Origin of the sequence: Paractinoplanes aksuensis, assembly GCF_024137025.1 — a bacterium.
Classification (GTDB): Bacteria; Actinomycetota; Actinomycetes; order Mycobacteriales; family Micromonosporaceae; genus Actinoplanes; species Actinoplanes aksuensis.
Map to the genome: position 1 here is coordinate 22826 of NZ_JAMYJR010000001.1, position 23601 is coordinate 46426.

The window sequence follows — 23601 nt, forward strand, 5'->3', positions numbered from 1 at the left end:
CAATGCGAGAGACGACTTTGTGCACAGGCCCACCGGCAGGAGAGGATGCATGCGTGTCAGTGGAGGCCGATGCGATCTCGGACACCCCGGCGGGTGGGCTGCTCCGGCGTGTCCGGCTGCCCAACGACCGGCGCACACCGGCGGCGGCGCGGGCCCTCGTGCGCTCCGTCCTCGAGGAGGCGGGGCTCGAGTCCCTGCTCAACGAGGCGCTGCTGCTGACCACCGAGCTGTCCACCAACGCGGTGGTGCACGCCAACACCGAGCTCGACATCGAGGTGCGGGCCGACGGCACCGGGCTCACGGTGACCGTCACCGACTTCGCGCCCGGCCCGGTCGAGCAGCTCGCGATCGGCCCGCGCAACGAGAGCGTCGACATCGGCGAGGTGGCCGAACGCGGCCGCGGCCTGCTGCTGGTCGACCATTTCGCCAGCCGCTGGGGCACGGTGCACGAGGGAACGGGCAAGGGTGTCTGGTTCCGCCTCGAGCGCGAGCCGACCGGTGAGGTCACCGCGGTGGTGCCCGCCACGGTCAACACGGCCGAGGCCGGCACCCCGAGCGTCGGCTCGCTCTCCGCGCTGCTCCAGGTCAACCCCGAGCGGCCGTCCGAGGAAGGGGTGGCCGAATTCGCGGCCAACCTGCTGGCCGAGCTGGCCCGGCTGACCGGCGCCGCGGGCGGGGTGATCAGGCTCGACCGCGGTGACGGCGGCGGGCGGCAGCTGCTGGCCCGCTACGGCCGGGCCCCACGCGACGACGCCGACACGATCCGGGTGCCGCTGAGTGTGCAACGGCCCTATTCGGGTGAGCTCGAACTCGACGCCTCCCCCATCGGCTATGCCCAGCCGCTGGCCACGCTGGTCGCCGAGCGCTTCTCGCTGCACCTCGAGAATGACCGCCTGCGCCGGGCCGACCTGCGCCGGCAGACCTGGCTGACCTTCCTGGCCGAGGCCAGCGAGCTGCTCGCCCAGTCGCTCGACGTCAACCTCACGATGGCGCTGATCCCGCAGCTCGTGGTGCCGCGCCTGGGCCAGTGGTGCGCGGTGCACACCACCGACGCCTGGGGCCGGCTCCAACTGGCCGCGGCCACCCACGCCGACGAGAGCATGCTGGCCCAGCTGCACGAGATCCTGGCCGAGACCGGGCCCGACGCGATCCTGACCCGGCTCGAGGAGGCGTCCCGGCTCGGCACCCAGGTCATGCTGGGCGCCCCGACCGAGGGCTTCGCGGTGCCGCTGGTGGCCCGGGGCACCCGCCTGGGCACGCTGGCCGTGGGCCGGCACCACCGGCTGCGGCACGACGCCGACGAGGTGGCCGTGCTCGAGGACGTCGCCCGCCGGGCCGCCCTGGCCATCGACAACGCCCGCATCCACGACGAAAGGCACAAGGTCGCCCGTACGCTGCAGGCCTCGCTCCTGCCCCCGGCGCTCCCCCGCGTCGAGGGCATCGGGTTCGCCGCCGAGTACGTGCCGACCGGCTCCGAGGTCGGCGGCGACTTCTACGACGTGGTGCCCTCCGGCGACGACACGTGGCTGGTCGTGGTGGGCGACGTGTCCGGCAAGGGTGTGCAGGCGGCCACGGTGACCGGCCTGGTCCGCGACGTGATCCGGATCCTGGTCGACGACGGCAAGCCGATGGGCGAGATCCTCTGCCGGGTCAACAAGACGCTGGTCCAGCGGGGTGGCGGGCGCTACTGCACGCTGGCCATGGCCTCGGTCAGCCGCGCGGCCGACAACGTGCTCGCGGTCCAGCTGCACCTGGCCGGGCACGACCGGGCGGTGCTGGTGCACGCGGACGGCAAGACGTCATTCGTGGGCGAGGGCGGCACGGCGCTGGGCCTGCTCGAGTCGATCACCTCGCCCGACGTCGAGGTGCGGCTGCAGCCCGGCGACTCGCTGATCTTCTACACCGACGGCGTGACCGAGCGGCGGCGCGGGCGCGAGTTGTTCGGCACGGCCCGGCTGCGTGACGCGGCGGGCCCGCTGGCCGGGTACCCGGCCGAGGTGATGGCGGCCCGGCTGCGCTCCACCACGATCAACTTCTCGGTCGAGGAGCCGCGGGACGACATCGCGATCCTGGTTCTGCGCAACGACGCCTGACGTCAGACGTTCCTCTGCGCGGCCTGCTCAAGGCCACCGATTCGCCCCTTTTCTGCGTTTATTTCGTGGCATGGTGTTTGTCATGGCGAAAACGCAGTACTACACGGCGACGAGCATCGACGGCTATATCGCCGACGAGAACAACTCGCTGGAGTGGCTCTTCGACGTCGACGGGGGCAACGAGAACCCCTTCGGCGGCTTCTTCGCGGGTGTCGGCGCGTTCGCCATGGGCGCGACCACCTACGAGTGGGTGCTCGCGAACGACAATGTGCTGGCCGAGCCCCAGAACTGGCACGACCTGTACGGCGACGCCCCGTGCTGGGTCTTCGCCAACCGTGAGCTGCCGCTCGTGCCCGACGCCAACATCTTCATGGTCAGCGGCGACGTGAAGCGCGTGCACGAGGCGATGCTGGTCGCGGCCAAGGGCAAGAACGTGTGGCTGGTCGGCGGCGGCGACCTGGTCGGCCAGTTCGTCGACCAGGGCCTGCTCGACGAGATCATCCTCGGCATCGCGCCGGTCGTGCTCGGTGGCGGCGCCCCGCTGCTGCCCCGGCACCTGACCGCGCAGCACCTGGCCCTCACCGGGACGGCACAGATCGGCCGCTTCGCCTACCTGACCTACGCCGTAGGCAGCGAGCCCCTGCCCGAACGTCACGAAGCGGCCGCCGAGCACCGCTACGCCGTCCTGCACTGAGTCACGACTCGATCTTGCCGGAGAGCCACCGCCTCCCCCGCCCACCCAAGGGACATCGGGGGAGACGTTAGCGCCTTGTCAAGCGCTGCCAGCCGAGTTATCCACAGGCGGCGTCAGAAGAAATCGAGGCGGCCGGCCATCTCGAGTTCGGGGGCCAGCTCGGGGGGCGCCGACACGATCGCCGCGCGCCCGCTGCGGGCCAGCAGGACGTGTCGCACGCTCTCGACGATCGTGGTGATCTGGGCCGGCGCCGACCGGCCCGGCAGCACGGCATGCACCCGCCCCAGCCCGGCCGACCCGCGCACCGGCACCGCGAACCCGGCCGCGTCACCCAGCGCATACAGCGTCGCCGGCAGATCGGCCGCCGACACCGAGAGCTGCAGCGCCACATCATCCCGGCGGAACGGATAAGCGCCCCACCACGGCGGCGCGATCGGTGTGACCACAGCCCCGGCACCCCACTCGGCGGCCAGCCGCTCGGCCTGATCGACCACAGCCGCCTCGGAACCCTCGAACAGCACGGCCAGCGCGCCGCCTTGACCACCGGCGGGCAGGTTGACCTCGATCGCGCTCGGCTCGAGCTCGGCGGCCACGCCGACCAGCTGACCCAGCTTCAACGGGGTGGGCACCGCGACACCGGCCCAGCGCCGGGCCGCGGGCAGCGGTTCGAGGCGCAGCGACGCCGCCGTGATGACACCGTTGATCTCGGCCAGGCCGGGTCGGCCGTCCTCACCGTCGGAATCGGCGGCCTCGCCCGCGCGGTCGACGTAGGCCACGCTCGTCACGTACTCGGCCGGGGTGCCGTGGCGGTAGCGCAGCGGGCCCGACTCGTTGACCGCGAGCATGCCGCCGACCGTGGCCGTGCGGGACGGCGGGTCGACCGGCAGCCGTTGACCTTGCAGGGCCAGGGCCGCTTGCAGGGCTCGGACGGGGGTGCCGGTGGCCACCTCGACCGTGGCGCCCTCGACGTGGTGGCTCCACAACCCGCTCAGGCGGCCCGTGTCGATCAGGACGTCGACGTGCTCGCGGGGCGTACCCCAATTGATCTTGGAACCACTGCCTCGGGGCAGGACGCTGAGCCCGCGCCCGGCGGCCAGGCTCAGCACATCGGCGACGGCCTGGGCGGTGGCGGGCACCGCGACGAAGCCGGCCCGGCGGCCACCGACCGTGTCGATCGACCGGGCGACACGGGCGTAGTCGGGACCGCAGATGTCCACAAGCGCGCTCAGCACTTGATCTTCCGGTGGCTCACTCACGTCCCGGTTCCCCACACCCTCGAACCCCATGTCCTCGAAGATCGTCCACTCTGGCATATCGTACACGTGTTCGAATAGCCGCGGTCGCGAGCGCAAGAAGTAAAGAAGACGGGGAAACCGGACCGCCCGGTAACGTAGGGCCGGTGACGAACCCGACTGCCGACAGCCCGCCCACCGCCCACCAGGCGACCCACGAGCGCACCTTTCACGGCGACACCGTCACCGACGAGTACGCGTGGCTGATCGACAAGGAAAACCCGCAGACCGTGGCCTATCTGGAGGCTGAGAACGCCTTCACCGAGCGGGCCACGGCCCACCTGGGCGGGCTGCGGGAAACGATCTTCAACGAGATCAAGGGCCGCACGCAGGAGACCGACCTGTCGGTGCCCGCCCGCAAGGGCGGCTACTGGTATTACACCCGCACCGAAGAGGGCAAGCAGTACGGCATCCAGTGCCGCGTGCCGGTCCAGCCGGGCGAGACCGATCCGCCGTCGGCCACCGGTGAGGTGCCCGGCGAGCAGGTGCTGCTCGACGGCAACGCCCTGGCCGAGGGCAGCGACTTCTTCGCGCTGGGCACCTTCGACGTCAGCGTCGACGGCAACCTGCTCGCCTATTCGACCGACTTCTCCGGCGACGAGCGGTTCACGCTGCGCGTCAAGGATTTGCGTACGGGCGAGGTGCTGGCCGACGAGGTGCCGGGCACCCACTACGGCAGCGCCTGGTCGGCCGACGCCGGCACGCTGTTCTACACCACGGTCGACGAGGCCTGGCGCCCCCACCGCGTGTGGCGCCACACGATCGGCCGCCCGGCGACCGACGACGTGATCGTCTTCGAGGAGCCGGACGAGCGCTTCTGGGTCGGCGTCGGGCTCACCCGCAGCGAGAAGTTCCTGGTCATCGAGGCGTCGAGCAAGATCACATCCGAGGTCCGGGTGCTGCCGGCCGACGCCCCCGAGAGTGAGCCGCTGGTGATCGCCCCGCGCGAGCACGGCGTCGAGTACTCGATCGAGCACCACGGCCACCGCTTCCTCGTGCTGCACAACAAGAACGCGGAAGACTTCGCCCTGTCCTACACCTCGGCCGACGCCCCCGGCGACTGGGTCGACATGATCCCGCACGAGCCCGGCACCCGCCTCGAGTCGGTCGACGCGTTCGCCCGGCACATCGTCATCTCGCAGCGGCGCGACGGGCTGACCGGCCTGCGCGTGATGGGCGACGGCAGCACCGACTTCTACGACATGGAGTTCCCCGAGCCGATCTACAACGTCGGGCTCACGGGCAACCCCGAGTACGACACCACGTCCGTACGCATCAGCTACGCCTCGATGATCACGCCCGACTCGGTGTACGACGTCGACCTGGTCACCCGCTCGATGGTGCTGCGCAAGCGCCGGCCGGTGCTGGGCGGCTACGAGCCCGCCGACTACGAGCAGTTCCGCGAGTGGGCGACCGCGCCCGACGGCACCCGGGTGCCGATCTCGATCGTGGCCCGCAAGGACGCGCCGCGCGACGGCTCCGCGCCCGCGCTGCTGTACGGCTACGGCTCGTACGAGGCCAGCATCGACCCGTACTTCTCGATCGCCCGCCTGTCGCTGCTCGACCGCGGCGTCGTCTACGCCATCGCCCACATCCGTGGCGGCGGCGAGATGGGCCGCCGGTGGTACGAGGAGGGCAAGCTGCTGGCCAAGCGCAACACGTTCACCGACTTCGTGGCGTGTGCCCAGGCCCTGGTGCGCGAGGGGTGGACGTCGCCCGAGCGCCTGGTCGCCCGCGGCGGTTCGGCCGGTGGCCTGCTGATGGGCGCGATCGCCAACCTGGCCCCCGAGGCGTTCGCCGGCATCGTGGCCGAGGTGCCCTTCGTCGACCCGCTCAACACGATCCTCGACCCGTCGCTGCCGCTCACGGTCACCGAGTGGGAGGAGTGGGGCAACCCGATCGAATCGGCCGACGTCTACGCGTACATGAAGTCGTACAGCCCGTACGAGAACGTCGCCAAGCTCGCCTACCCCAAGATCTTGGCCATGAGCAGCCTGAACGACACCCGCGTGCTCTACCACGAGCCGGCCAAGTGGATCGCCCGCCTGCGCGCGGTCGCCCCCGACGGCAACTACCTGCTCAAGACCGAGATGGGCGCCGGCCACGCGGGCCCGAGCGGCCGCTACGACGCCTGGAAGGAAGAGGCCTTCGTCCTCGCCTGGACCCTCGAGGTGCTCGGCCTCGCCTGAGGCCTATCGGCGGCGCAGGGCGACGACGGCGATGTCGTCGGCCTGTTGCCCGGCGTCGCCGAGCTCGGTCATCAGGCGGCGCGAGAACGCGTCCAGGTTGGACTCGACCGTCGACGCGGCCTCGGCCAGCGCGGCCAGGCCGACGTCGATGTCGGCGTCGCGCCGCTCGACCAGGCCGTCGGTATAGAGCACGAGCGTTCCGCCCGGTGGCAGCACGAACTCGAAGTCGTCGGGGCGGGGCGCGTTGATGCCCAGCAGCGGGCCGTGCGGTTCGAGGAACTGCCGGCCGTCGGCCGTGACCAGCAGCGGCGGCAGGTGGCCGGCGCTGGCCATCCGCACCCGGCCGGTCGCCGGCTCGAGGGTGAGCAGGCAGATGGTGGCCGAGTCGGCCGGCAGCACCGCGCGCATGAAGCTGTTGACCAGCCGGAGCACCTCGCCCGGCGGGTGACCTTCGACCGCGTACGCCCGCACCGCGTGCCGCACCTCGGCCATCACCGTGGCCGCGTGCAGCGAGTGACCGGCGACGTCGCCGATGGCCACCAGCAGCCGGCCGTCGAGCATCGTGAGCTCGTAGAAGTCGCCGCCGACCTCGGTCTGCGCAGCCGCCGGCTCGTACCGCATGGTCAGTTCCAGACCGGGCACGTCGGGCAGCCGCGACTGCAGCAGGCTGCGCTGCAGCGTGACCGCGATGCGGTGCTCCTCGTCGTACGAGCGTTGCGCCTCGACCGCCGCCGCGACCGTCTGGGAGAGCTGGCGCAGCACCGGGAAACCGGGGTTCTGGCTGCTCGTGGGCACGGCCAGCCACACCGGCGGGCGGTCGTGGCGCAGGCGGGCGGCGGCCACCGTCACCGATTCACCCTCGGGCCAGCGGACCACGTCCCAGGCGGTGGCGTCGTCGGTGCGGACGACCGATCCGACGGCCACGTCGTCGTCCGGCAGGGCCCAGGGGCGTACGACCGGGGGTGAGCCCACCGCGGCCATGCCCTCGCCGTCCACCCCCTCGGTGAGGACGACCACCGGGCCCCCGAAGATCTCGTGCGCTCCGGCCGCGGCCGCCTCGATCAAGCCGCTCAGCGTGGTCGACGTGTTGATCGCCAGCGTGGCCTCGGCCAGTCGCACCATGCGCTCGGCCAGCGACTCGGCGCGCCGCCGGGCCGAGTAGTAGCGCAGCACGGCCTGGGCGGTGGCGATCAGCTCGTCGGGTTCGATCGGCTCGACCAGGTAGGCGTCGGCCCCCCGGTTCAGGCCCTGGGTGCGGTCTACGACGTCGACCGCGTGGGCCGACACGTGGATGACGGGCATGGTCCCGTACGCCGGATCGGTCTTGATCTTTTCGCAGACGTCGAACCCGCTCATGTCGGGCAGCTTGACGTCGAGCACCACCAGATCGACGTCGGAGCCGGGCAGCACCCGGAGCGCTTCGCCCCCGGTCTCGGCCTGGCGGACCGTGAAGCCGGCCCGGGTCAGCCAGCTGACCAGCAGATAGCGCTTGGGTGCGCTGTCATCGACGACGAGGACGGTGGTCGGCTTCATGACGCCGGCAGCCGTAACGTGAAGGTGCTCCCCTCGCCCGGCGTGGAGTCGGCCCGCAAGCCGCCACCGAGGATTCCGGCCAGCCGGCGGGCGTAGGGCAGGCCCAGACCGGTGCCCTTGCCGCTGAGCGCCTTGCTGCCGGGCACCTGATAGAACTCTTCGAAGATGCGTTCGTGCAGCTCGGGCGGGATTCCGGTGCCCGTGTCGGTGACCGTGAACTCGAGGTCACCGCCGGTTTCGCGTACGGCCAGGCGCACCTCGCCCTCGGCCGTGAACTTGAGCGCGTTGGTGAGCAGGTTGCGCAGCACCCGGGTCAGCAGGACCTCGTCGGTGCGCATCGACCCCACGGCCGGCTCGTCGATGCGGAAATCGACCTCGGGCCGGGTCGCCAGCGGCCGCAGCGTGCCGCGGAGCTGGCCGAACATCGTCCGCAGGTCGACCTGTTCCCAGTTCGGCTCGAGCCGGCCGGCTTCGGCCTTGGCCAGGTCGAGCAGGTCGTTGACCAGCGTGAGCAGGTCGCCGGCGGTGGTGCGGATCAGCCCGACCTGCTCGCCCTGCTCGTCGGTGAGCGGGTCGGAGGCGCCGTCGGCCAGCAGCCGGCTGAGCCCGATGACCGCGGTGACCGGGGCCCGCAGCTCGTGGCTGACGTTGGCCAGGAACCGGCTCTTGGCCTCGCTGGCCGCGGCCAGCTGCTCGGACTTCTCGTCGAGCTCGGCATACAGCGCCACCACGCCGCGGTTGGTCTCTTCCAGCTCTTCGGAGAGCTGGTGATAGAGCGCCATCACGCCGCGGTTGGTCTCTTCCAGTTCGGCGTTGAGCCGGGCCAGGTCGTCACGCTGCGAACGCACCTCGTCGAGGGCGGCGATGAGCTGCTGGTTCTGCACGTGCAGCTCGTCGATCGGGCTGCTCGGGACGTGCCGGCTCAGCCCGGCGCGGATCTCGTCCATCCGATCCGGGGTCAACGGCGGCGCACTGGCCGGGAGACGTCGGGCCATCCACACGACCGTACCGGTCTCACCGTGCTCGACCTCCAATTTGTCCACCAGGCGGCCGACATGGGCCAGCTCTTCGGAGAGCCTGGGCCCGCGGTCGGACAACGGTCGGGTGACCGCCACCTGGATGGCGGTGCTTACCCCGTCCAGCCGCACGTCGAACGTCACATCGGCATCGGATCCATCAGCCATGACCACGCGCCCCACCTCGCTCAGCGCGGTGGCCAGCCGGGTCTGGTCCTGCTGGTCGAGGCCGACCTCGCGGGCCACCTCGCGGCCGAGCTGGCGGACCACGAAGATGTCCTGCTCCACGCGCAGCCGCATGCGCATCAGCGGCTCCGGGCCGACAGTCATGGCAGCCGGGCCACGAGCACGCCGGCGTCGTCCCGGCGCGTCCCGGCGTCCCGCAGCACGGTCGCCGCGATCACCAACGGCGAGCGGGTGAACAGACCGGGGTACTCGGCCGTGTTCCAGCGGTCGACCACGCCGTCGGAGTGCATCAGCACTATCGCGTCGGGGGTGATCGGGTAGTCGTACTCCCGGACCTGGCGACGCTGGTGACCGGCGATGCCGGGCAGAGAGATCATGCCCCGGCGCGGGCCTACCGGGGGAATGATGGTGCCGGAGATGTTGCCGAGGCCGGCGTAGCGGACCAGGCCGGCGTCCGGATCGAGCTCGGCGATGGCCACGGCCGCGCCCCGGGTGTGGTTCATCCGGCGGTGCAAGTGCTCCAGCACGGTGGCCGGCGGCGCGACGGGGGCATCGTGGAACGCCCGGATCGCCTCGTGCGAGGCGGCCGCGGCCAACCCGCCGTGACCCAGACCGTCACACATCATCACCTGGCGGCGGCCCTCCGCGTCGCGCACGGCGAAGGCGTCGCCGCTGACCGGCTCCCCGGTCAGCGGGCGGGTCAGCCCGGCCGCCCAGGCATCCCGCGGCGGATCTGCGGACCAGACCTGCGCGGTGAGAACAGTGCCCTTCCCCGGTACGGAGTGCACGTCGTACCAGGAGGCTTGGCGCACGATCGCTCCGAGCCCGATGCCGAGCGTCCCGGACGTGGAATGTCCGTCGCCGACGGAGTGGACCAGGTCGGCCATGCCCGGCCCGCGGTCGACCGCGACCAGCTCGACGCCGGCCTCCTCAGCCGTGCGTACCGCGCGTACCAGCAGGACACCCTCGTCGGCGTGCTTGACCAGGTTACCGGCCAGTTCGGCGGCCACTATCGAAAGGTCAGCGACCCGGCGCTCGGGCAGGCCCAGCTCGACGGCGAGTCGCTCGGCCGATCGGCGTACGGCGGCGGCGGTCGGGGCGGCCTCGACCCGGAACCAGACTCCCCCGTCGAGAAGTCCCTCGGGTAACGACGCCACCGCGTCTCCGCTCATCGGCACCACTTGGTCACAGTAATAGTCGTGCCTTCACCCGCCGCGGTGACGATGTCGAATTCGTCGACGAGTCGCCGCGCACCGCTCAGACCGAGACCGAGGCCGCCGCCGGAGGTGTACCCGTCGGTGAAAGCCAGGTCGAGGTCGGCGATACCCGGCCCCTGGTCGCTGAAAACAATGCGAATGCCCTTGCGCCGGCCGTTGTCGGTCTGGGCCACCTCGACCCAGCCGCCCCCGCCGTAGACCAGCGTGTTGCGGGCCAGTTCACTGGCCGCGGTGACGAGCTTGGTCTGGTCGACCAGCGACAGCTTCACCGCCACGGCGAGCGTTCGGACGAGCTGGCGGACCCGGACGACATCCTGGTCGGAGGCGACCTCGATCCGCTGGGCCGGCTCGTTCACGGTGCCGGAACCACAGGTGTCTCGGCGTTGTCGGGACCGTCCTCGTCCTCGTCCTCGTCCTGGAAACGCTCGCGGGCCAGCAGGTCCATGCCGAGCTCGACGTTGAGCGCCGTCCGGATGCCGGGCAGCGACAGGCCCAGCTCGACCAGTGTGATCGCGACCGCGGGCCGCATGCCGACCACCACGGTGTCGGCGTCGAGCACCTTGGAGATCCCGGCGATCGTGGCCAGGGTGCGGCCCACGAACGAATCGACGATGTCCAGGGCGCTGATGTCGATGATCACGCCGTGGCAGCCGGTGGCGACGATCCGGTCGGCCAGGTCCTCCTGCAACTGGAGGGCGACCTGGTCCTCCATGTCGATCTGGATCGAGACGAGAAGGATGGCGCCGATCTTGAGGATCGGAACACGCTCCACGTCAGCGGCCCTTCTTGCTGGTCTGGGCCAGCACGTACCGCAGCGCGTCGGCCAGCGTCGCCTTGGTCGCGATGTCGCCGAACTCGATACCGAGCGCGACGATCGTCTGCGCGATCTGCGGGCGGATGCCGGAGATGATGCAGTCGGCGCCCATCAGCCGGGCCGCCACCACGGTCTTCAGGATGTGCTGGGCGACCTGGGTGTCGACGGCGGGCACGCCGGTGATGTCGATGATCGCGTACGGCGAGCTGGTGTCGACCAGGGTCTGCAGCAGCCGTTCCATGACCACCTGGGCGCGTGCCGAGTCGAGCGTGCCGACCAGCGGGACTGCGACCACACCCTCCCACAGCTTCACCACAGGGGTGGAGAGCTCGAGCAACTGCTCGGTCTGGTCGGCGATCAGCTCCTCGCGCACCCGCACATAGCTGTCGAAGGTGAACAGCGCCGCCTCGTCGACAAGGGCCGAGAGGGCCACATAGTCACGCAGGGTGGAGGCGTTCGTGCTGTCCTGCGCGTCGAGGGTGGCCAGCACTGCCTCTTTGAAGGCGAAGATGCTGACGGCCGTCTCGGTGGCGCTGAAACCCTGCCGGGCCCGGGTCGACGAGAGCTCGGACAGCTGGGCCCGCAGCTCGGCCGCCGACTCACCGCTCAGGTCTTGGGCCGCGCCGGCCAGCGCCTGCTGGAAGCCACGGCGCAGCTCGGTGTTCTGCCGCTGGAGCTCGGCCTGACTCAGCCGGCCGCGCAGGGTGGACGCCACCCGTTCGGTCCAGACCGTGACCAGAGCTTCCTGGTGGTCCTCCAGCACAACGGCGAAGCGGGCCGCCTCATCCGCACTCAGCGCCACGCTGCCTCCCGACTCGAGTCCTGCCTGCAACGGGCGGGACTTTACCATCGCCGGGACTGATGCTTGCTGTCAGCCAAATAAACCCCGTTCTGCGCGCGGCATACCTCTTGGAGTACCGTTCAGCCCATAACTGGAGGTCCTGAATGTCTCTGACGGTACAAACGGAACAACGCGCCGACATGGTCGTCGTGTCGGTCGCGGGCGAGCTGGACATGGCGACCGCGCCCCAGCTTCAGGACCAGATCAGCGACCTGCTGGAGAAGGGGCGCACCCGTCTGGTCTTCGACTTGGCCGAGGTGTCGTTCTGCGACTCCACCGGCCTGTCGGTCTTCGTCCGGGCCAAGAACAGCACCGACGACGCCGGCGGCACGGTCCGCCTGGCCGCCCCCCAGCGCGGGGTGCTGCGCATCCTCGAGGTCAGCGGCCTGGTCGAGGTGCTGCGCACCTATCCCACGGTCGACGAGGCGGTCACCGCTCAAGAGCCGGCTCTCGACTGATCAAGGCCCTTCCCGGGTCGTCCAGTTCGGCGATAGTTTGTCGCCGAGCGGTCGTGGGAACCTGCGGCCGGACTGATACTTCGGCGCGCGGGAGAGCTTCGTGGGCAAGATGCTTCAAGGCTTCAAAGACTTCATCATGCGGGGCAACGTCGTCGACCTCGCGGTCGGCGTCGTCATCGGCGCCGCGTTCACCGGGGTCGTCACCGGCTTCACCAACGGCTTCATCAAGCCGCTGATCCAGCTCATGGGCGGCGGCAAGGGCTTGGACGCCGGCAAGTTCAAGGTCAACGGCGTCGAGTTCGACTACGCCACGTTCATCAACTCGCTGATCACGTTCCTGATCACCGCGGCCGTGCTGTACTTCTTCGTCGTTCTGCCGCTCAACATCCTGGCCGAGCGCCGGCGCCGTGGCGAGGAGCCGCCGCCGAAGGCCCCCGCCGAGGACATCGTGCTGCTCACCCAGATCCGCGACGCTCTCGTGTCATCGTCGTCGCAGACGCGTGGTTACGGCGACACTCCGGGCCGTCACCAGCAGGAACCGCCCCGCTGACTTCCGTCAAAAAGATCATCCCCACTCGGCGCGTATCGAACAGATGTTCGATACGCTGCCGGAATGGAGCAGCGCAAACACTGGTGGAACGGTAAGTGGGGCCGCGCCGCCCGCAAAGATGTCTACCTGCGGGTGAGTGGCGACCAGTGGTATGTCGAGCAGCGCGCGGGCGGCACCGACGGCGTCTCCCACTTCTTCGAGTACGAGTCGGAAGAGGCGGCGCTGGACACCGTCCGCGCGCTTCTAGCTGCTCCGGGTGACTGGCGGGAGCTCTCCGTCCGCCCACCCACCCGCTGACCCACCCTCACCGGCCCGCTCCAGGCCGATCGCCACCACCGTACGAACGACCCGCTCGCGACCAGGCCGAGCGCTGCCTCAATCCCCAGCGTCGGCGAACCGCTCAGCCAACCCGGCACCCGGGGACCGCTCTCCAGTTCAGCACCCTAGGAACCGCTCTCGCAGTTCAGCGCCCGGGGACAGCTCAGGCGATCTGGCGTTCCGGGGATGGCTCGGCGCACCGGCAGCCGGGGCTGCAGGTTGCCTGCACCACGGTGAGCTGGGCGGTCATCGGCCCCGGCGGCACCAGGCGCAGCCCGGGCCGGAACGGCTCGGCGATCGACTCGTCCTCGCCGCTGTCGCCATCACCGAAGCGGGCACGCCACGCACCCCCGCCGGTGGCCCGCGCGCCGGGCGGCGAGGTGACGAACCCACCCGGGATCCGCGACAGCGCGACGATCAAAAGGTAGCCCAGGATCACGAAGCCGTGGCTGACCAACCGGGCCAGATCCACCCGGGCCGCGGTGAGGTCGTTGATCGACAGCAGCAGCAACGTCCCGACGAAGGCCGTCAACATGGGCACCAACCCCGACGGCCGCGTACGCCGGAGCGCGATGAACAGGTAGCCGGCTCCCACCGCCACGTTCCAGGCCGCCGACTCATGCCACAGATGCCCCGGCGTCGCGTCGAGCCCGGTGTGCACGTGCGCCCCGACAACCCCGCCACCGATCTGGTTGAGCCCGAGGATCAGCTGCACCGCCCCCACCACGGCCAGCGCCACGATCAGCGCCCCGGCAATCGGGAGACGCCCCATCGCGGACAGCCACCGTCCCTTCCCCGAGACCGCCACCGACTCGCTCGCGGCCACACCACCCCGCGCCGAGGGAAGCGCAGTCAGACCGCCTCGCGTCAACGGCGGCGCAGCCGGGTCGCCCCGCGTCGGAGAGGGCGCGGCCAGGTCGCCCAGCCTCGGGGGTAGCGCGCTCGAGTCGCCGCGCGTCGTGGGCAGCGCAGCCAGGATGGCCGCGGTCAGGTCGGGTGGCGTGGCCATGCTGGTGCTGGTCAGGCGGTTGACCGTGGCCGCCCGGTCGAGCCATTCCCGGCACCCGGCACAGCCGGCCAGGTGCGCGTCGACCGCGGGCCGGTCGGCCGGGTCGTCCTCGCCGTCCAGCTGCGCCGAAAGCATCTCGCGCCACCGCTCACAAGCCATACCCCATAGTCGCCCAGCGACGGCCCAAAGTTCCCAGCGGGAACCTCACACATCGCCGGAACTGTGATCGCCCCCGCCGCAAACGACAAATCCAACGATCTTCCGGGGTGCCACCGCCTCCCCCGCCCACCCAAGGGACGGGACGAAACTACCCGCTCGTCAAGCGAAACGAGCCCGCGCCGTCCACAGGCCCGCATGCTGGCTGCGCGACCGGGGTCGGCTTGTCCACAGCGCTCGGCGTGGCGCTGTGGGCGGGCGCGCCACAGAATCCGCGCGCGGGCGCATTCGTGCTGCGGCAGACGTCGTCGACCGGACTGGGCCCGTCAGATCAGGCTGGGCGGGCCCTGAACCGTGGGGCGTGGGGGCAGAGCGCCGCTGCCACCGGACAGGCGGCGGCGCTCGCGGAAGGCGCGCAGATTGGCCGTGTTGCCGCAGGTGCTGACGTCGTGCCAGACGCCGCTGTTGTTGCGGGAGGTGTCGAAGAAGGCGGCCCGGCACTCGATGTTGTTGCACAGCTTCAGCCGCGGCCACAGCCCGGCCTGCTGGGCCAGCAGCGCCTCGGCCCACAGCGCCGACGCCAGCCACCGTGTGCCGCGCCCCGCGGGCACGATGCGCACCCAGCCGTCGGCGTCGGGCACCAGGCTGACCGGCACGTCGGCCGGGGGCAGCGCCCCGGCCGGACCGCTCGTGCCGCCGGCCAGGATCACGTTTTCGAAGGTGCTGCGCAGCCGGCGTAGTGAGCGCAGGTCGGACGACGACAGCAGCAGCGTCGGCGCCGGCAGCCCGGACACGCGGGACCAGGTGGCCAGCGCCTCGGTCAGCCAGCGCTGGGCGTCATCGGGCTCCATCAAGAGGTCGGTGCCGTACGACATGGGCGGGCGAGTGTTCAGCAGCTCTTGCAGGAGCGCTAAACCGGCAGGGGCCTCTCGCACACCGTGCCTGGCACTGGCCATCCATGACATAGCCGTAGCGTACTTGATTCTTTTTCATGGCTACCTCTCCCAAAGGTTTGGTTCCCCTTAAGAGAACAGCCGAAGGGTGGCCGCCTTGTCCGTTTTGTTGGCAAGAGACAGAGGAGAAGGCGGCCCGTAACGGAAATCGACGGTCAGGAGCGTCTCAGAAGTGCGTTATCCGTCGATCCGGGTGATGTTGCGAATCTTGTTGGCGGCATCGAGCGCGGCCACTTTGTACGCCTCGGACAGCGTCGGATAGTTGAAGACCGCGTCGACCAGATACTCGACAGTGCCGCCGCAGCCCATCACCGCCTGGCCGATGTGGACGATGTCGGTGGCCCCGGTGCCGAAGACGTGCACGCCGAGCAGCTTGCCGTCGTCGGGGGCGACCAGCAGCTTGAGCATGCCGTAGGAGTCGCCGACGATCTGGCCGCGGGCCAGTTCGCGATAGCGGGCGATGCCCACCTCGAACGGCGTGTTGGCGTCGGTCAGCTCGTCCTCGGTCTTCCCGACGAAGCTGATCTCGGGAATCGTGTAGATGCCGATCGGCTGCAGCTGGTGCATCTCGCGGGCCGGCTCACCGCAGGCGTGGTGCGCGGCCAGGCGGCCCTGCTCCATCGACGTCGAGGCCAGCGCCGGGAAGCCGATCACATCGCCCACGGCATAGATGTTGTCGACCGCCGTACGGTAATTGACGTCGACCTCGATGCGGCCGCGCCGGTCGGCTTCGAGCCCGGCCGCCTCGAGCGCCAGGTCGTCGGTCTGACCCTGGCGGCCGGCCGAGTACATGACGGTGTCGGCAACGATCTTCTTGCCGCTCTTCAGGATGCAGAGCGCGGCCGTCTGGTGGCGTTCGACCGCGGCCACCTCTTCGCCGAAGCGGAACGTGACGCTGAGATCGCGCAGATGGTACTTCAGCGATTCGATGATCTCGTCGTCGCAGAAGTCGAGCATCTTCTCGCGCCGCTCGACCACGGTGACCTTGGTGCCGAGCGCGGCGAACATCGACGCGTACTCCATGCCGATGACGCCGGCGCCGACCACGACCATGCTGCGCGGCACGGCCTGCAGGTTGATCACGCCGTCGGAGTCGACGATCGTCCGGTCGTCGAAGTCGACGCTGTCGGGCCGGGCCGGCCGCGTGCCCGCGGCAATAATGATCTTGTCGGCGCTGACCTTGTTCTCGCGGCCGCTGCCGCCGTCGACCCAGATCGAGTTGGCGTCGGCGAACCGGCCGACCCCGGTGATCATGGTGATCTTGTTGCGGGCCAACTGGTTGCGGATCACGTCGGTCTGCCGGCTGATCACGTGCTGGGTGCGGGCGGCGAGGTCACTCACGGTGATCTCGTCCTTGACCCGGTAGCTGCTGCCGTACAGGTCGCGCTGGCTCAGGCCGGTGAGATAGAGGACGGCCTCACGCAACGTCTTCGACGGGACGGTGCCCGTGTTGATGCAGACGCCGCCGATCATGTCCCGCCGGTCGACGATGCCGACCCGGCGTCCGAGCTTGGAGGCGGCGATGGCGGCCTTCTGACCGCTGGGCCCGGAGCCCAGCACCAACACGTCGTAGTCATACACAATGCTTAGCGTCGCAGTGAGCGGGCCCTCGGTCCACCGAGTCCGTCAGATTTTTCATGGTCTATTTACCCGGCGACACATCAAGCCGCCGGGCCGTGAGCGGCGCGAACGCCTGCGCCGCTACCGGCTGACCCCGCCGAGGACCGCCAGCGGGACGACCTCGGTGGCGTCGCGGCGGGAGGCGTCGGCGCTCTCGTCGTCGGGCTGCTGCTGGGCCGCCAGCTCGGCCGCCACCCGCGACTCGTACGCCGCCAGTTCGCGCGCGGTGTCGGCCGGGCTCCAGCCGAGCGGCCCGGCCAGCAGCCCGGCCGCGTCCCGGGCGGCGGCGAGCCCGCGGTCCGGGGTCTCGATCGAGATCCGGGTGCGCCGGGTGAGCACGTCCTCCAGGTGCCGCGCGCCCTCGTGGGTCGCCGCGTAGACCAGTTCGGCCCGCAGGTAGTCGGGCGCGCCCGCGACCGGCCGGGCCAGGCTCGGGTCGGTCGCGGCCAGGGTCAGCACCTCGCCGGTCAGCGTGCCGTAGCGGCGCAGCAGGTGTTCGACCTGCGCCACCTGCAGTCCGGCCTGGCGGGCCAGCGTCGCCCGCCGGTTCCAGGTGGCCGCGAAGCCCTCGGCGCCCAGCAGCGGCACCTGGTCGGTGCACGACGCCGGCACCTGCGAGCCGAGCTCGCGGGCGGCCATGTCCACGGCGTCCTTGGCCATCACGCGATAGGTCGTGTACTTGCCGCCGGCCACCACGACGAGGCCGGGCATGGGCGAGCCGACGGCGTGCTCGCGCGACAGCTTGGCCGTGCTCGAGGCCGCGGCCGACAGCAGCGGGCGCAGACCGGCGTACACACCCTGCACGTCGTCCCTGGTCAGTGGTGTTTCGAGAACCTTGTTGACCTCGGCCAGCAGATAGTCGACGTCACCGGCCGAGGCCGACGGGTGGGCCTTGTCGAGCGCCCAGGCCGTGTCGGTCGTCCCGATGATCCAGTGGCGGTCCCACGGGATGACGAACAGCACGCTGGTCGCGGTGCGCAGGATCATGCCGGTGCCGCCGGAGATCCGGTCGCGCGGCACGACCAGGTGGATGCCCTTGCTGGCGGTGACCTTGAACTGGTCGTCGGCGCCGAAACCGGCCAGCAGGGCCTGGCTGTCGCCGGTCCAGACGCCGGTCGCGTTGATCACGACCTTGGCCCGGATCTCGAACTCGCGGCCGGTCTCGGCGTCCCGGACCCGGGCCCCGACGACCCGGCGGTCCTCGCGCAGGAAGCCGACGACCTCGGTCCGGGCGGCGACCTTGGCCCCGTACGCGGCCGCCGTGCGCACCAGGAACATCGTGTGCCGGGCGTCGTCGACCTGGGCGTCGTAGTAGCGGATGGCCCCGACCAGCGAGTCCGGCCGCAGCGACGGGAACGCCTTCATCGCCTCGGTCTTGCTCAGGTGCCGGTGCCGCGGCAGCCCGGCGCCCCACCCGGAGAGGGCGAGCACGTCGTACAGCGCCACGCCGGCCCCGACGTACAGCCGCTCCCACGCGCGGTGCTGCAAGGGATAAAGGAAAGGCACCGGGCGTACGAGGTGCGGGGCGAGCCGCTGAATCAGCAGCCCCCGCTCCCGTAGCGCCTCGCGGACCAGCGAGAAGTCGAGCATCTCGAGGTAGCGCAGCCCGCCGTGGATCAGCTTGCTGGACCGGCTCGACGTGCCGCTGGCGAAGTCGCGCGCCTCGACCAGGCCGACGTTCAGCCCGCGGGTGGCGGCGTCGAGGGCGGACCCTGCGCCGACCACGCCGGCCCCGACGACCAGCACGTCCAGCTCGTCGCCGGACGACAGGGCGGTCAGCGCCTCGGCGCGTGCCTGCGGCGAGATCTCGGGTGTGTTCATGAAGATCCCCATCTCAGATGACCCAGTCGAGGGTTCGGTCGATGGCGGCTCGCCATCGGGTGGTGCCTTCCGCGCGTCGTTCCGCGGTCCAGGTCGGTTGCCAGCGCCGGTCTTCCCGCCAGTTGGCCCGCAAGTCGTCGACCGACGACCAGAAACCGACGGCCAGGCCCGCGGCATAGGCGGCGCCGAGCGCGGTGGTCTCGGCGACGGCGGGCCGGCTGACCGGCACGCCGAGAATGTCGGCTTGCAGTTGCATGCACAGGTCATTGGCGGTGACGCCGCCGTCGACCTTGAGGATGTCGAGCGTCGTGCCGCTGTCTTGTGCCATCGCCTCGACGACGTCGCGGGTCTGGTAGCCGATGGCCTCGAGCGCGGCCCGGGTGATGTGGGCGGCGGTGTGGAAGCGGGACAGCCCGACGATCGCGCCGCGCGCGTCCGGCCGCCAGTAGGGCGCGAACAGCCCCGAGAAGGCCGGCACGAAGCACACGCCGGCGCTGTCGTCGACCGTGGCCGCCAGGGTCTCGCTCGTCGCGGCCGAGTCGAGGATGCCGAGCTGGTCGCGCAGCCACTGCACGGCCGCGCCGGCCGCGGCGATCGACCCTTCCAGGGCGTACGCCGGCTCTTGCTCGCCGAATCGGTAGGCCACCGTGGTGAGCAGGCCATGGCTGGAGCGGATCGGCGTGGTGCCGGTGTTCATCAGCAGGAAGCCGCCGGTCCCGTACGTGCATTTGGCCTCACCCGGAGACAGACAGGTCTGTCCGAAGAGCGCCGCCTGCTGATCGCCGATAGCCGCCGCGATCGGCACCCCGTCCAGGGCCGTCCCATAGACCTCGCCCGACGACCGGATCTGCGGCAGCATCGCCCGCGGGATGTCGAACAGGCTGAGGAGCTCGTCGTCCCATTCGAGCTTGGCCAGATCCATCAGCATCGTGCGGCTGGCGTTCGTGACGTCGGTGATGTGCAGGCCACCGGTCAGGTTCCAGATCAGCCAGCTGTCGATCGTCCCGAACAGGATCTCGCCGCGTTCGGCGCGGGCGCGCAGACCGTTGTCGAGCAGCCACTGGAGCTTGGTCGCCGAGAAGTAGGTGGCCGGGGTCAGCCCGGTCCGGGAGCGGATCAGCTCCGCGTCGAGCTTCTCGACCAGCGCCGAGGTGCGGGTGTCCTGCCAGACGATGGCCGGCGCGACCGGCGTGCCCGTGGCCTTGTCCCAGAGGACGACGGTCTCGCGCTGGTTGGTGATGCCGATCGCGGCCAGGTCGGACGGTCCGAGGCCGGCGTGGCCGAGCGCGACGTCGATCGTCTTGCGGGTGTTCTCCCAGATCTCGGTGGCGTCGTGCTCGACCCACCCCGAGGCCGGGAAGATCTGACGGTGTTCGAGCTGGTGCCGGGCGATCTCGGCGCCGGACCGGTCGAAGATCATGAAGCGCGTGCTCGTCGTGCCCTGATCGATCGCGCCCACGTACTGGGTCAAGGTCCCTCCCAAGCTCTACAAGGGCAAAGGTAGGAAGCAGGCCACCCGGCGGCAACGGCCACCGTGCGACAATGTCGCACGTGCCCGGCCTGATCCAGTCCATCGAGCGGTCGTCGGCCGTGCTGCGGCTGCTCGCCGCCGGGCCGGGCCGCCTGCGGGTCAAAGAGGTGGCCGACGCGCTGGCCCTGCCCAAGTCGACGGCGCACAGCATCCTGCGCACGCTCGAACACGTCGGCTTCGTCGAGCAAGACCCGAACACGGCCCGCTACCGGCTCGGCCGCGGCCTGCTCGACCTGGGCGCCGACGGCCAGGACGGTCTCATCGACCTCAACGAACTGCGCGGCCGCGCGCTCAACTGGGCCGACGCGCTGGCCGCCCGCAGCGGCGAAGAGGTGCGCATCGGCGCCCTGCGGGACGACCGGGTGGTGGTCGTCCACCACGTGTTCCGGCCCGACGACTCGGCCCAGTCGCTCGACACCGGCCGCCTGCTGCCGACCCACGCCACCGCGCTTGGCCAGGTGCTGCTCGCCTACAACGCGCCGGCGGTCGAGGCGGCCGTCCGGTCGGGTCTGGAGGCGTACACCCGGGGGACCCTGACCGCCCCGGCCGCCCTGGCCCGGTCACTCAGCGCGACCCGCGAACGGGGTTGGGCCCTCTCGGTCGAGGAGTGGGAGGCCGGGCGGGCCGGCCTGGCGGCCCCGGTCCGCAGCTTCGGCGGGCTGGTGGTGGGGGCGATCGGCATCTCGGGGCCGGTCGAGCGGCTCTGCGACACCCGGCGGCAGGCCCGCCCGGCCCAGGTCGAACACGTGTTGACGACCGCGCGAGCCATCTCGCGCGACCTGGCGGCGTCGTGACCGACCGTTACGTGCTGGCCATCGATCAGGGAACGACGTCGACCCGGTGCATCCTGTTCGACCGGCGTGCGACCGTGGTGGCGGTGGCTCAGGGCGAGCACCCGCAGTCCTACCCGAAGCCGGGGTGGGTCGAACACGACGCGGCCCGCATCTGGCGCGACGTGCAGCGGCTGATCAAGCGGGCGCTGCGCGAGGCCGGCATCGGATCGTCACAGGTGGCGGCCATCGGCATCGCCAATCAGCGCGAGACCGTGGTCGTCTGGGACAAGGCCACGGGTACGCCGGTGGCCCCGGCCATCGTCTGGCAGGACACCCGCACGTCGTCGTTGGTGGAACGGCTCGACGGCGACCTGATCCGTTCCCGCACGGGTTTGCCGGCGGCCACCTATTTCTCCGCGACCAAAGTGCAATGGCTGCTCGACAACGGTCTGCGCGCGCGGGCCGAACGCGGCGAATTGCTGTTCGGCACCATGGACAGCTGGCTGATCTGGAACCTGACCGGCGGCCTGCACATCACCGACGTCACGAACGCCAGCCGCACGATGCTGATGGATCTGACCACGCTCGAATGGGACGACGAGTTGCTCGGCCTGTTCGACATTCCGCGGGCGATGCTGCCCGAGATCCGGTCGTCGGCCGAGGTCTACGGGACGGCTCTGGACGGGGTGCCGATCGCGGCCGCCATCGGCGATCAGCAGGCGGCGTTGTTCGGGCAGACCTGCTTCTCTCCGGGTGAGGCCAAATGCACGTACGGGACCGGCGGTTTTCTGCTGTTGAACACGGGCACCGCACCGGTCCGGTCGAGCCACGGGCTGATCACCACGGTCGGTTATCGGATCGGGTCGGGCGAGGTCGCGTACGCGCTGGAGGGCTCGATCGCCATCGCCGGCTCGCTGGTGCAGTGGGTACGCGACGGGCTCGGCCTGATCACGACCGCCTCCGAGATCGAGACGCTGGCGGCCACGGTCGACGACAACGGCGGCTGCTACATCGTGCCGGCCTTCTCGGGACTGTTCGCGCCGTACTGGAAAAGCGAGGCCCGCGGCGTCATCGTGGGGCTCACCTCGTACATAAATAAAGGTCATATCGCCCGCGCCGTGCTCGAGGCCACCGGATGGCAGACACGCGACGTCGTCGAGGCGATGAACGCCGACTCCGGCCTGACGCTGACCGCCCTGAACGTCGACGGTGGAATGACGGCCGACAATCTGCTGATGCAGACCATCGCCAATTTCCTGCAAGTTCCCGTCGTACGCCCGATGGTCGCCGAAACCGTCTCGCTGGGCGCCGCCTACGCGGCCGGCCTGGCCGTCGGCTACTGGTCCGACCTGCGCGACCTGCGCAACAACCGCCACCGCGCCGGCCGCTGGCTGCCCGCTATGGACGAACAGCGGCGCGCCTCCGAATACGCGAACTGGAAACGCGCCGTGGAAAGCGCCGTCGTCTTCAGCTCTTGACGACAGCCACCGGGCAATCCGCGTGCCGCAACAGCGCCTGACTGGTCGACCCGAGCAACATCCCGGCCAGCCGCCCCCGCCCGCGCGACCCGGCGACCACCAGCCCCGCCCCCGCCGTCTCGTGCGTGACCACACCCTCGGCCGGCCCCTCGATCAGCCGCTCGTGGATCGCGACCTCGGGGAAAGCGGACCGCCAGGGCGCGACGGCCTCACTCAGCGACCGCCGGGCCGCGTCGGCCCAGTCCTGCCGATCGACCACGCCCGTCGACCCGGCGACGGCCAGCGCCCCCGCCCCCGACGGCACCAGCGGCTGCTGCCACGCATGCACGGCGAACAGGGCGACCCCGCGACGAGCCGCCTCCCGCACGGCGAACCCCATGGCCGCCTCACTACCGTCATCGACCGCCACCACGATCGGCGCCGCCCAGTCGTCGTCACCCCGCACCACGACAACCGGGCATTCCGCCTCGGCCACGATCTGCACCGCCAGCCCGCTGCGACGATGGCTCTCCCCCAGAACAAGCAGGTCAGCCTCGGCCGTGGCCGCCGTAAGCGTACGAACCGCGGCCCCCCGCACGAGCACGACATCCGCCTCATAGGGAGCGGCGGCCGCCGCCGCCGTGCTGAGCACCCGATCCCGCAGCCGCTCGGCCAGCTCGACCTCGCCCGTACTGACCCCGATCACCCCGGTCGGATGCCCCGCGGCGAACATGAGGTGCAGCGGACTACCGGTCTCGCTCGCATAGCGAGCCCCCCACCGCACCGCCGAGTCCGCCCCCTCGGACCCGTCCACCCCCACGACAACCGGCCGTCCCACCTTCTCCACAGTCACGTCATCTCCCCTCAGGCACCTACTTCCTGAATGCCTGACGGGTGTCTCAGACCTTCCGCAGCCAGATGACAGTTCCTTGTCTTCACCGATCGCGCCACCTCTAGCGACCGGGCGGCGGTGCACGATGGCCGAACAGATAGAAACATGACCCAAGTACACCCATTTGCGGGTTTTTGACGCAGAGCCAGGGGGATCATCGTTGATCGGTCACCCGCGAAGACTTTCGG

General features: G+C 70.6%; 21 protein-coding genes. 8 read left to right on the forward strand and 13 right to left on the reverse strand.

The genetic code is table 11. The features are described from left to right. Positions 1-53 precede the first annotated feature (53 nt). Positions 54-2093 (forward strand): SpoIIE family protein phosphatase, encoded by a 2040-nt coding sequence (locus tag M1L60_RS00120; protein WP_438862060.1) that lies wholly within the window; start codon positions 54-56, stop codon positions 2091-2093. 82 nt (positions 2094-2175) lie between these two features. Then, a complete protein-coding gene (locus M1L60_RS00125) occupies positions 2176-2787 on the forward strand; it encodes a dihydrofolate reductase family protein (protein ID WP_253235136.1) in 612 nt (203 codons plus the stop codon). Positions 2788-2900: 113 nt separating this feature from the next. On the opposite strand, the gene M1L60_RS00130 is transcribed toward M1L60_RS00125, so the two are convergent. Beyond that, a complete protein-coding gene (locus M1L60_RS00130) occupies positions 2901-4043 on the reverse strand; it encodes an FAD-binding oxidoreductase (RefSeq protein WP_253235137.1) in 1143 nt (380 codons plus the stop codon). Between the two features lie 143 nt (positions 4044-4186). Between M1L60_RS00130 and M1L60_RS00135 the strand changes: the two genes are divergently transcribed. Beyond that, positions 4187-6268, forward strand: a complete 2082-nt coding sequence (locus M1L60_RS00135) for a S9 family peptidase (protein ID WP_253235138.1) — start codon at positions 4187-4189, stop codon at positions 6266-6268. Positions 6269-6271: 3 nt separating this feature from the next. Here M1L60_RS00135 and M1L60_RS00140 read toward each other — a convergent pair whose 3' ends face one another. The 6 genes from M1L60_RS00140 to M1L60_RS00165 are packed head-to-tail and all read right to left on the reverse strand — an operon-like array spanning position 6272 to position 11836. Then, on the reverse strand, positions 6272-7801 hold the full coding sequence (locus M1L60_RS00140; RefSeq protein WP_253235139.1) for a SpoIIE family protein phosphatase: 1530 nt from the start codon (positions 7799-7801) through the stop codon (positions 6272-6274). Then, on the reverse strand, positions 7798-9147 hold the full coding sequence (locus M1L60_RS00145; protein WP_253235140.1) for a sensor histidine kinase: 1350 nt from the start codon (positions 9145-9147) through the stop codon (positions 7798-7800). The genes M1L60_RS00140 and M1L60_RS00145 overlap by 4 nt, the downstream gene beginning before the upstream one ends. Continuing rightward, positions 9144-10175: an ATP-binding SpoIIE family protein phosphatase gene (locus M1L60_RS00150; RefSeq protein WP_253235141.1), complete on the reverse strand. Its 1032-nt coding sequence runs from the start codon at positions 10173-10175 to the stop codon at positions 9144-9146. The genes M1L60_RS00145 and M1L60_RS00150 overlap by 4 nt, the downstream gene beginning before the upstream one ends. Then, complete coding sequence (locus M1L60_RS00155; RefSeq protein ID WP_253235142.1) at positions 10172-10576, reverse strand: anti-sigma regulatory factor; 405 nt, start codon at positions 10574-10576, stop codon at positions 10172-10174. Before M1L60_RS00155 ends, M1L60_RS00150 begins: the two co-directional genes overlap by 4 nt. Then, positions 10573-10992, reverse strand: coding sequence for an STAS domain-containing protein (locus M1L60_RS00160; protein ID WP_253235143.1), 420 nt, complete (start codon positions 10990-10992; stop codon positions 10573-10575). Before M1L60_RS00160 ends, M1L60_RS00155 begins: the two co-directional genes overlap by 4 nt. Before the next feature lies 1 nt (position 10993). Then, the gene (locus M1L60_RS00165; RefSeq protein WP_253235144.1) at positions 10994-11836 is read right to left on the reverse strand and encodes an STAS domain-containing protein; all 843 of its coding nucleotides are present in this window, start codon (positions 11834-11836) and stop codon (positions 10994-10996) included. A 143-nt stretch (positions 11837-11979) separates the two neighbouring features. Between M1L60_RS00165 and M1L60_RS00170 the strand changes: the two genes are divergently transcribed. The 3 genes from M1L60_RS00170 to M1L60_RS00180 all read left to right on the forward strand — a co-directional run bounded on the left by M1L60_RS00170 (position 11980) and on the right by M1L60_RS00180 (position 13180). Beyond that, positions 11980-12333, forward strand: a complete 354-nt coding sequence (locus M1L60_RS00170) for an STAS domain-containing protein (protein ID WP_127500198.1) — start codon at positions 11980-11982, stop codon at positions 12331-12333. A 109-nt stretch (positions 12334-12442) separates the two neighbouring features. Then, a complete protein-coding gene (gene mscL, locus M1L60_RS00175) occupies positions 12443-12883 on the forward strand; it encodes a large conductance mechanosensitive channel protein MscL (RefSeq protein ID WP_253235482.1) in 441 nt (146 codons plus the stop codon). Positions 12884-12946: 63 nt separating this feature from the next. Next, on the forward strand, positions 12947-13180 hold the full coding sequence (locus tag M1L60_RS00180; RefSeq protein ID WP_253235145.1) for a hypothetical protein: 234 nt from the start codon (positions 12947-12949) through the stop codon (positions 13178-13180). A gap of 184 nt (positions 13181-13364) precedes the next feature. Here the strand turns inward: M1L60_RS00180 and M1L60_RS00185 are convergent, their stop codons facing one another. The 5 genes from M1L60_RS00185 to glpK (M1L60_RS00205) form a co-directional block, all read right to left on the reverse strand. Then, positions 13365-14369: a zf-HC2 domain-containing protein gene (locus M1L60_RS00185; RefSeq protein ID WP_256515810.1), complete on the reverse strand. Its 1005-nt coding sequence runs from the start codon at positions 14367-14369 to the stop codon at positions 13365-13367. A gap of 323 nt (positions 14370-14692) precedes the next feature. Beyond that, positions 14693-15331, reverse strand: coding sequence for a CGNR zinc finger domain-containing protein (locus tag M1L60_RS00190; protein ID WP_369077197.1), 639 nt, complete (start codon positions 15329-15331; stop codon positions 14693-14695). A 165-nt stretch (positions 15332-15496) separates the two neighbouring features. After that, positions 15497-16900 (reverse strand): Si-specific NAD(P)(+) transhydrogenase, encoded by a 1404-nt coding sequence (gene sthA, locus M1L60_RS00195; RefSeq protein ID WP_253235148.1) that lies wholly within the window; start codon positions 16898-16900, stop codon positions 15497-15499. 120 nt (positions 16901-17020) lie between these two features. Beyond that, positions 17021-18760, reverse strand: a complete 1740-nt coding sequence (locus tag M1L60_RS00200) for a glycerol-3-phosphate dehydrogenase/oxidase (RefSeq protein ID WP_253235149.1) — start codon at positions 18758-18760, stop codon at positions 17021-17023. Positions 18761-18773: 13 nt separating this feature from the next. Further along, positions 18774-20231, reverse strand: a complete 1458-nt coding sequence (glpK, locus tag M1L60_RS00205) for a glycerol kinase GlpK (RefSeq protein ID WP_253235150.1) — start codon at positions 20229-20231, stop codon at positions 18774-18776. 80 nt (positions 20232-20311) lie between these two features. On the opposite strand from glpK (M1L60_RS00205), the gene M1L60_RS00210 reads away from it, so the two are divergent. Both M1L60_RS00210 and glpK (M1L60_RS00215) read left to right on the forward strand, forming a co-directional pair. Further along, positions 20312-21085 carry an IclR family transcriptional regulator gene (locus M1L60_RS00210; RefSeq protein WP_253235483.1) on the forward strand — a complete coding sequence of 258 codons (774 nt, stop codon included), beginning with the start codon at positions 20312-20314 and terminating at the stop codon, positions 21083-21085. Next, positions 21082-22542, forward strand: coding sequence for a glycerol kinase GlpK (glpK, locus tag M1L60_RS00215; RefSeq protein WP_253235151.1), 1461 nt, complete (start codon positions 21082-21084; stop codon positions 22540-22542). The genes M1L60_RS00210 and glpK (M1L60_RS00215) overlap by 4 nt, the downstream gene beginning before the upstream one ends. On the opposite strand, the gene M1L60_RS00220 is transcribed toward glpK (M1L60_RS00215), so the two are convergent. Then, the gene (locus M1L60_RS00220; protein ID WP_253235152.1) at positions 22532-23374 is read right to left on the reverse strand and encodes a universal stress protein; all 843 of its coding nucleotides are present in this window, start codon (positions 23372-23374) and stop codon (positions 22532-22534) included. The two genes, glpK (M1L60_RS00215) and M1L60_RS00220, sit on opposite strands and share 11 nt — an antisense overlap. Positions 23375-23601 lie beyond the last annotated feature (227 nt).

Coding starts and splice junctions, on each gene's coding strand:
- M1L60_RS00125 (WP_253235136.1), top strand. CDS start 2,176: ATGGCGAAAACGCAGTACTACACGGCGACGAGCATCGACGGCTATATC.
- M1L60_RS00140 (WP_253235139.1), bottom strand. CDS start 7,801: ATGAAGCCGACCACCGTCCTCGTCGTCGATGACAGCGCACCCAAGCGC.
- M1L60_RS00145 (WP_253235140.1), bottom strand. CDS start 9,147: ATGACTGTCGGCCCGGAGCCGCTGATGCGCATGCGGCTGCGCGTGGAG.
- M1L60_RS00150 (WP_253235141.1), bottom strand. CDS start 10,175: ATGAGCGGAGACGCGGTGGCGTCGTTACCCGAGGGACTTCTCGACGGG.
- M1L60_RS00170 (WP_127500198.1), top strand. CDS start 11,980: ATGTCTCTGACGGTACAAACGGAACAACGCGCCGACATGGTCGTCGTG.
- mscL (WP_253235482.1), top strand. CDS start 12,443: ATGCTTCAAGGCTTCAAAGACTTCATCATGCGGGGCAACGTCGTCGAC.
- M1L60_RS00180 (WP_253235145.1), top strand. CDS start 12,947: ATGGAGCAGCGCAAACACTGGTGGAACGGTAAGTGGGGCCGCGCCGCC.
- M1L60_RS00185 (WP_256515810.1), bottom strand. CDS start 14,369: ATGGCTTGTGAGCGGTGGCGCGAGATGCTTTCGGCGCAGCTGGACGGC.
- M1L60_RS00190 (WP_369077197.1), bottom strand. CDS start 15,331: ATGTCATGGATGGCCAGTGCCAGGCACGGTGTGCGAGAGGCCCCTGCC.
- M1L60_RS00200 (WP_253235149.1), bottom strand. CDS start 18,760: ATGAACACACCCGAGATCTCGCCGCAGGCACGCGCCGAGGCGCTGACC.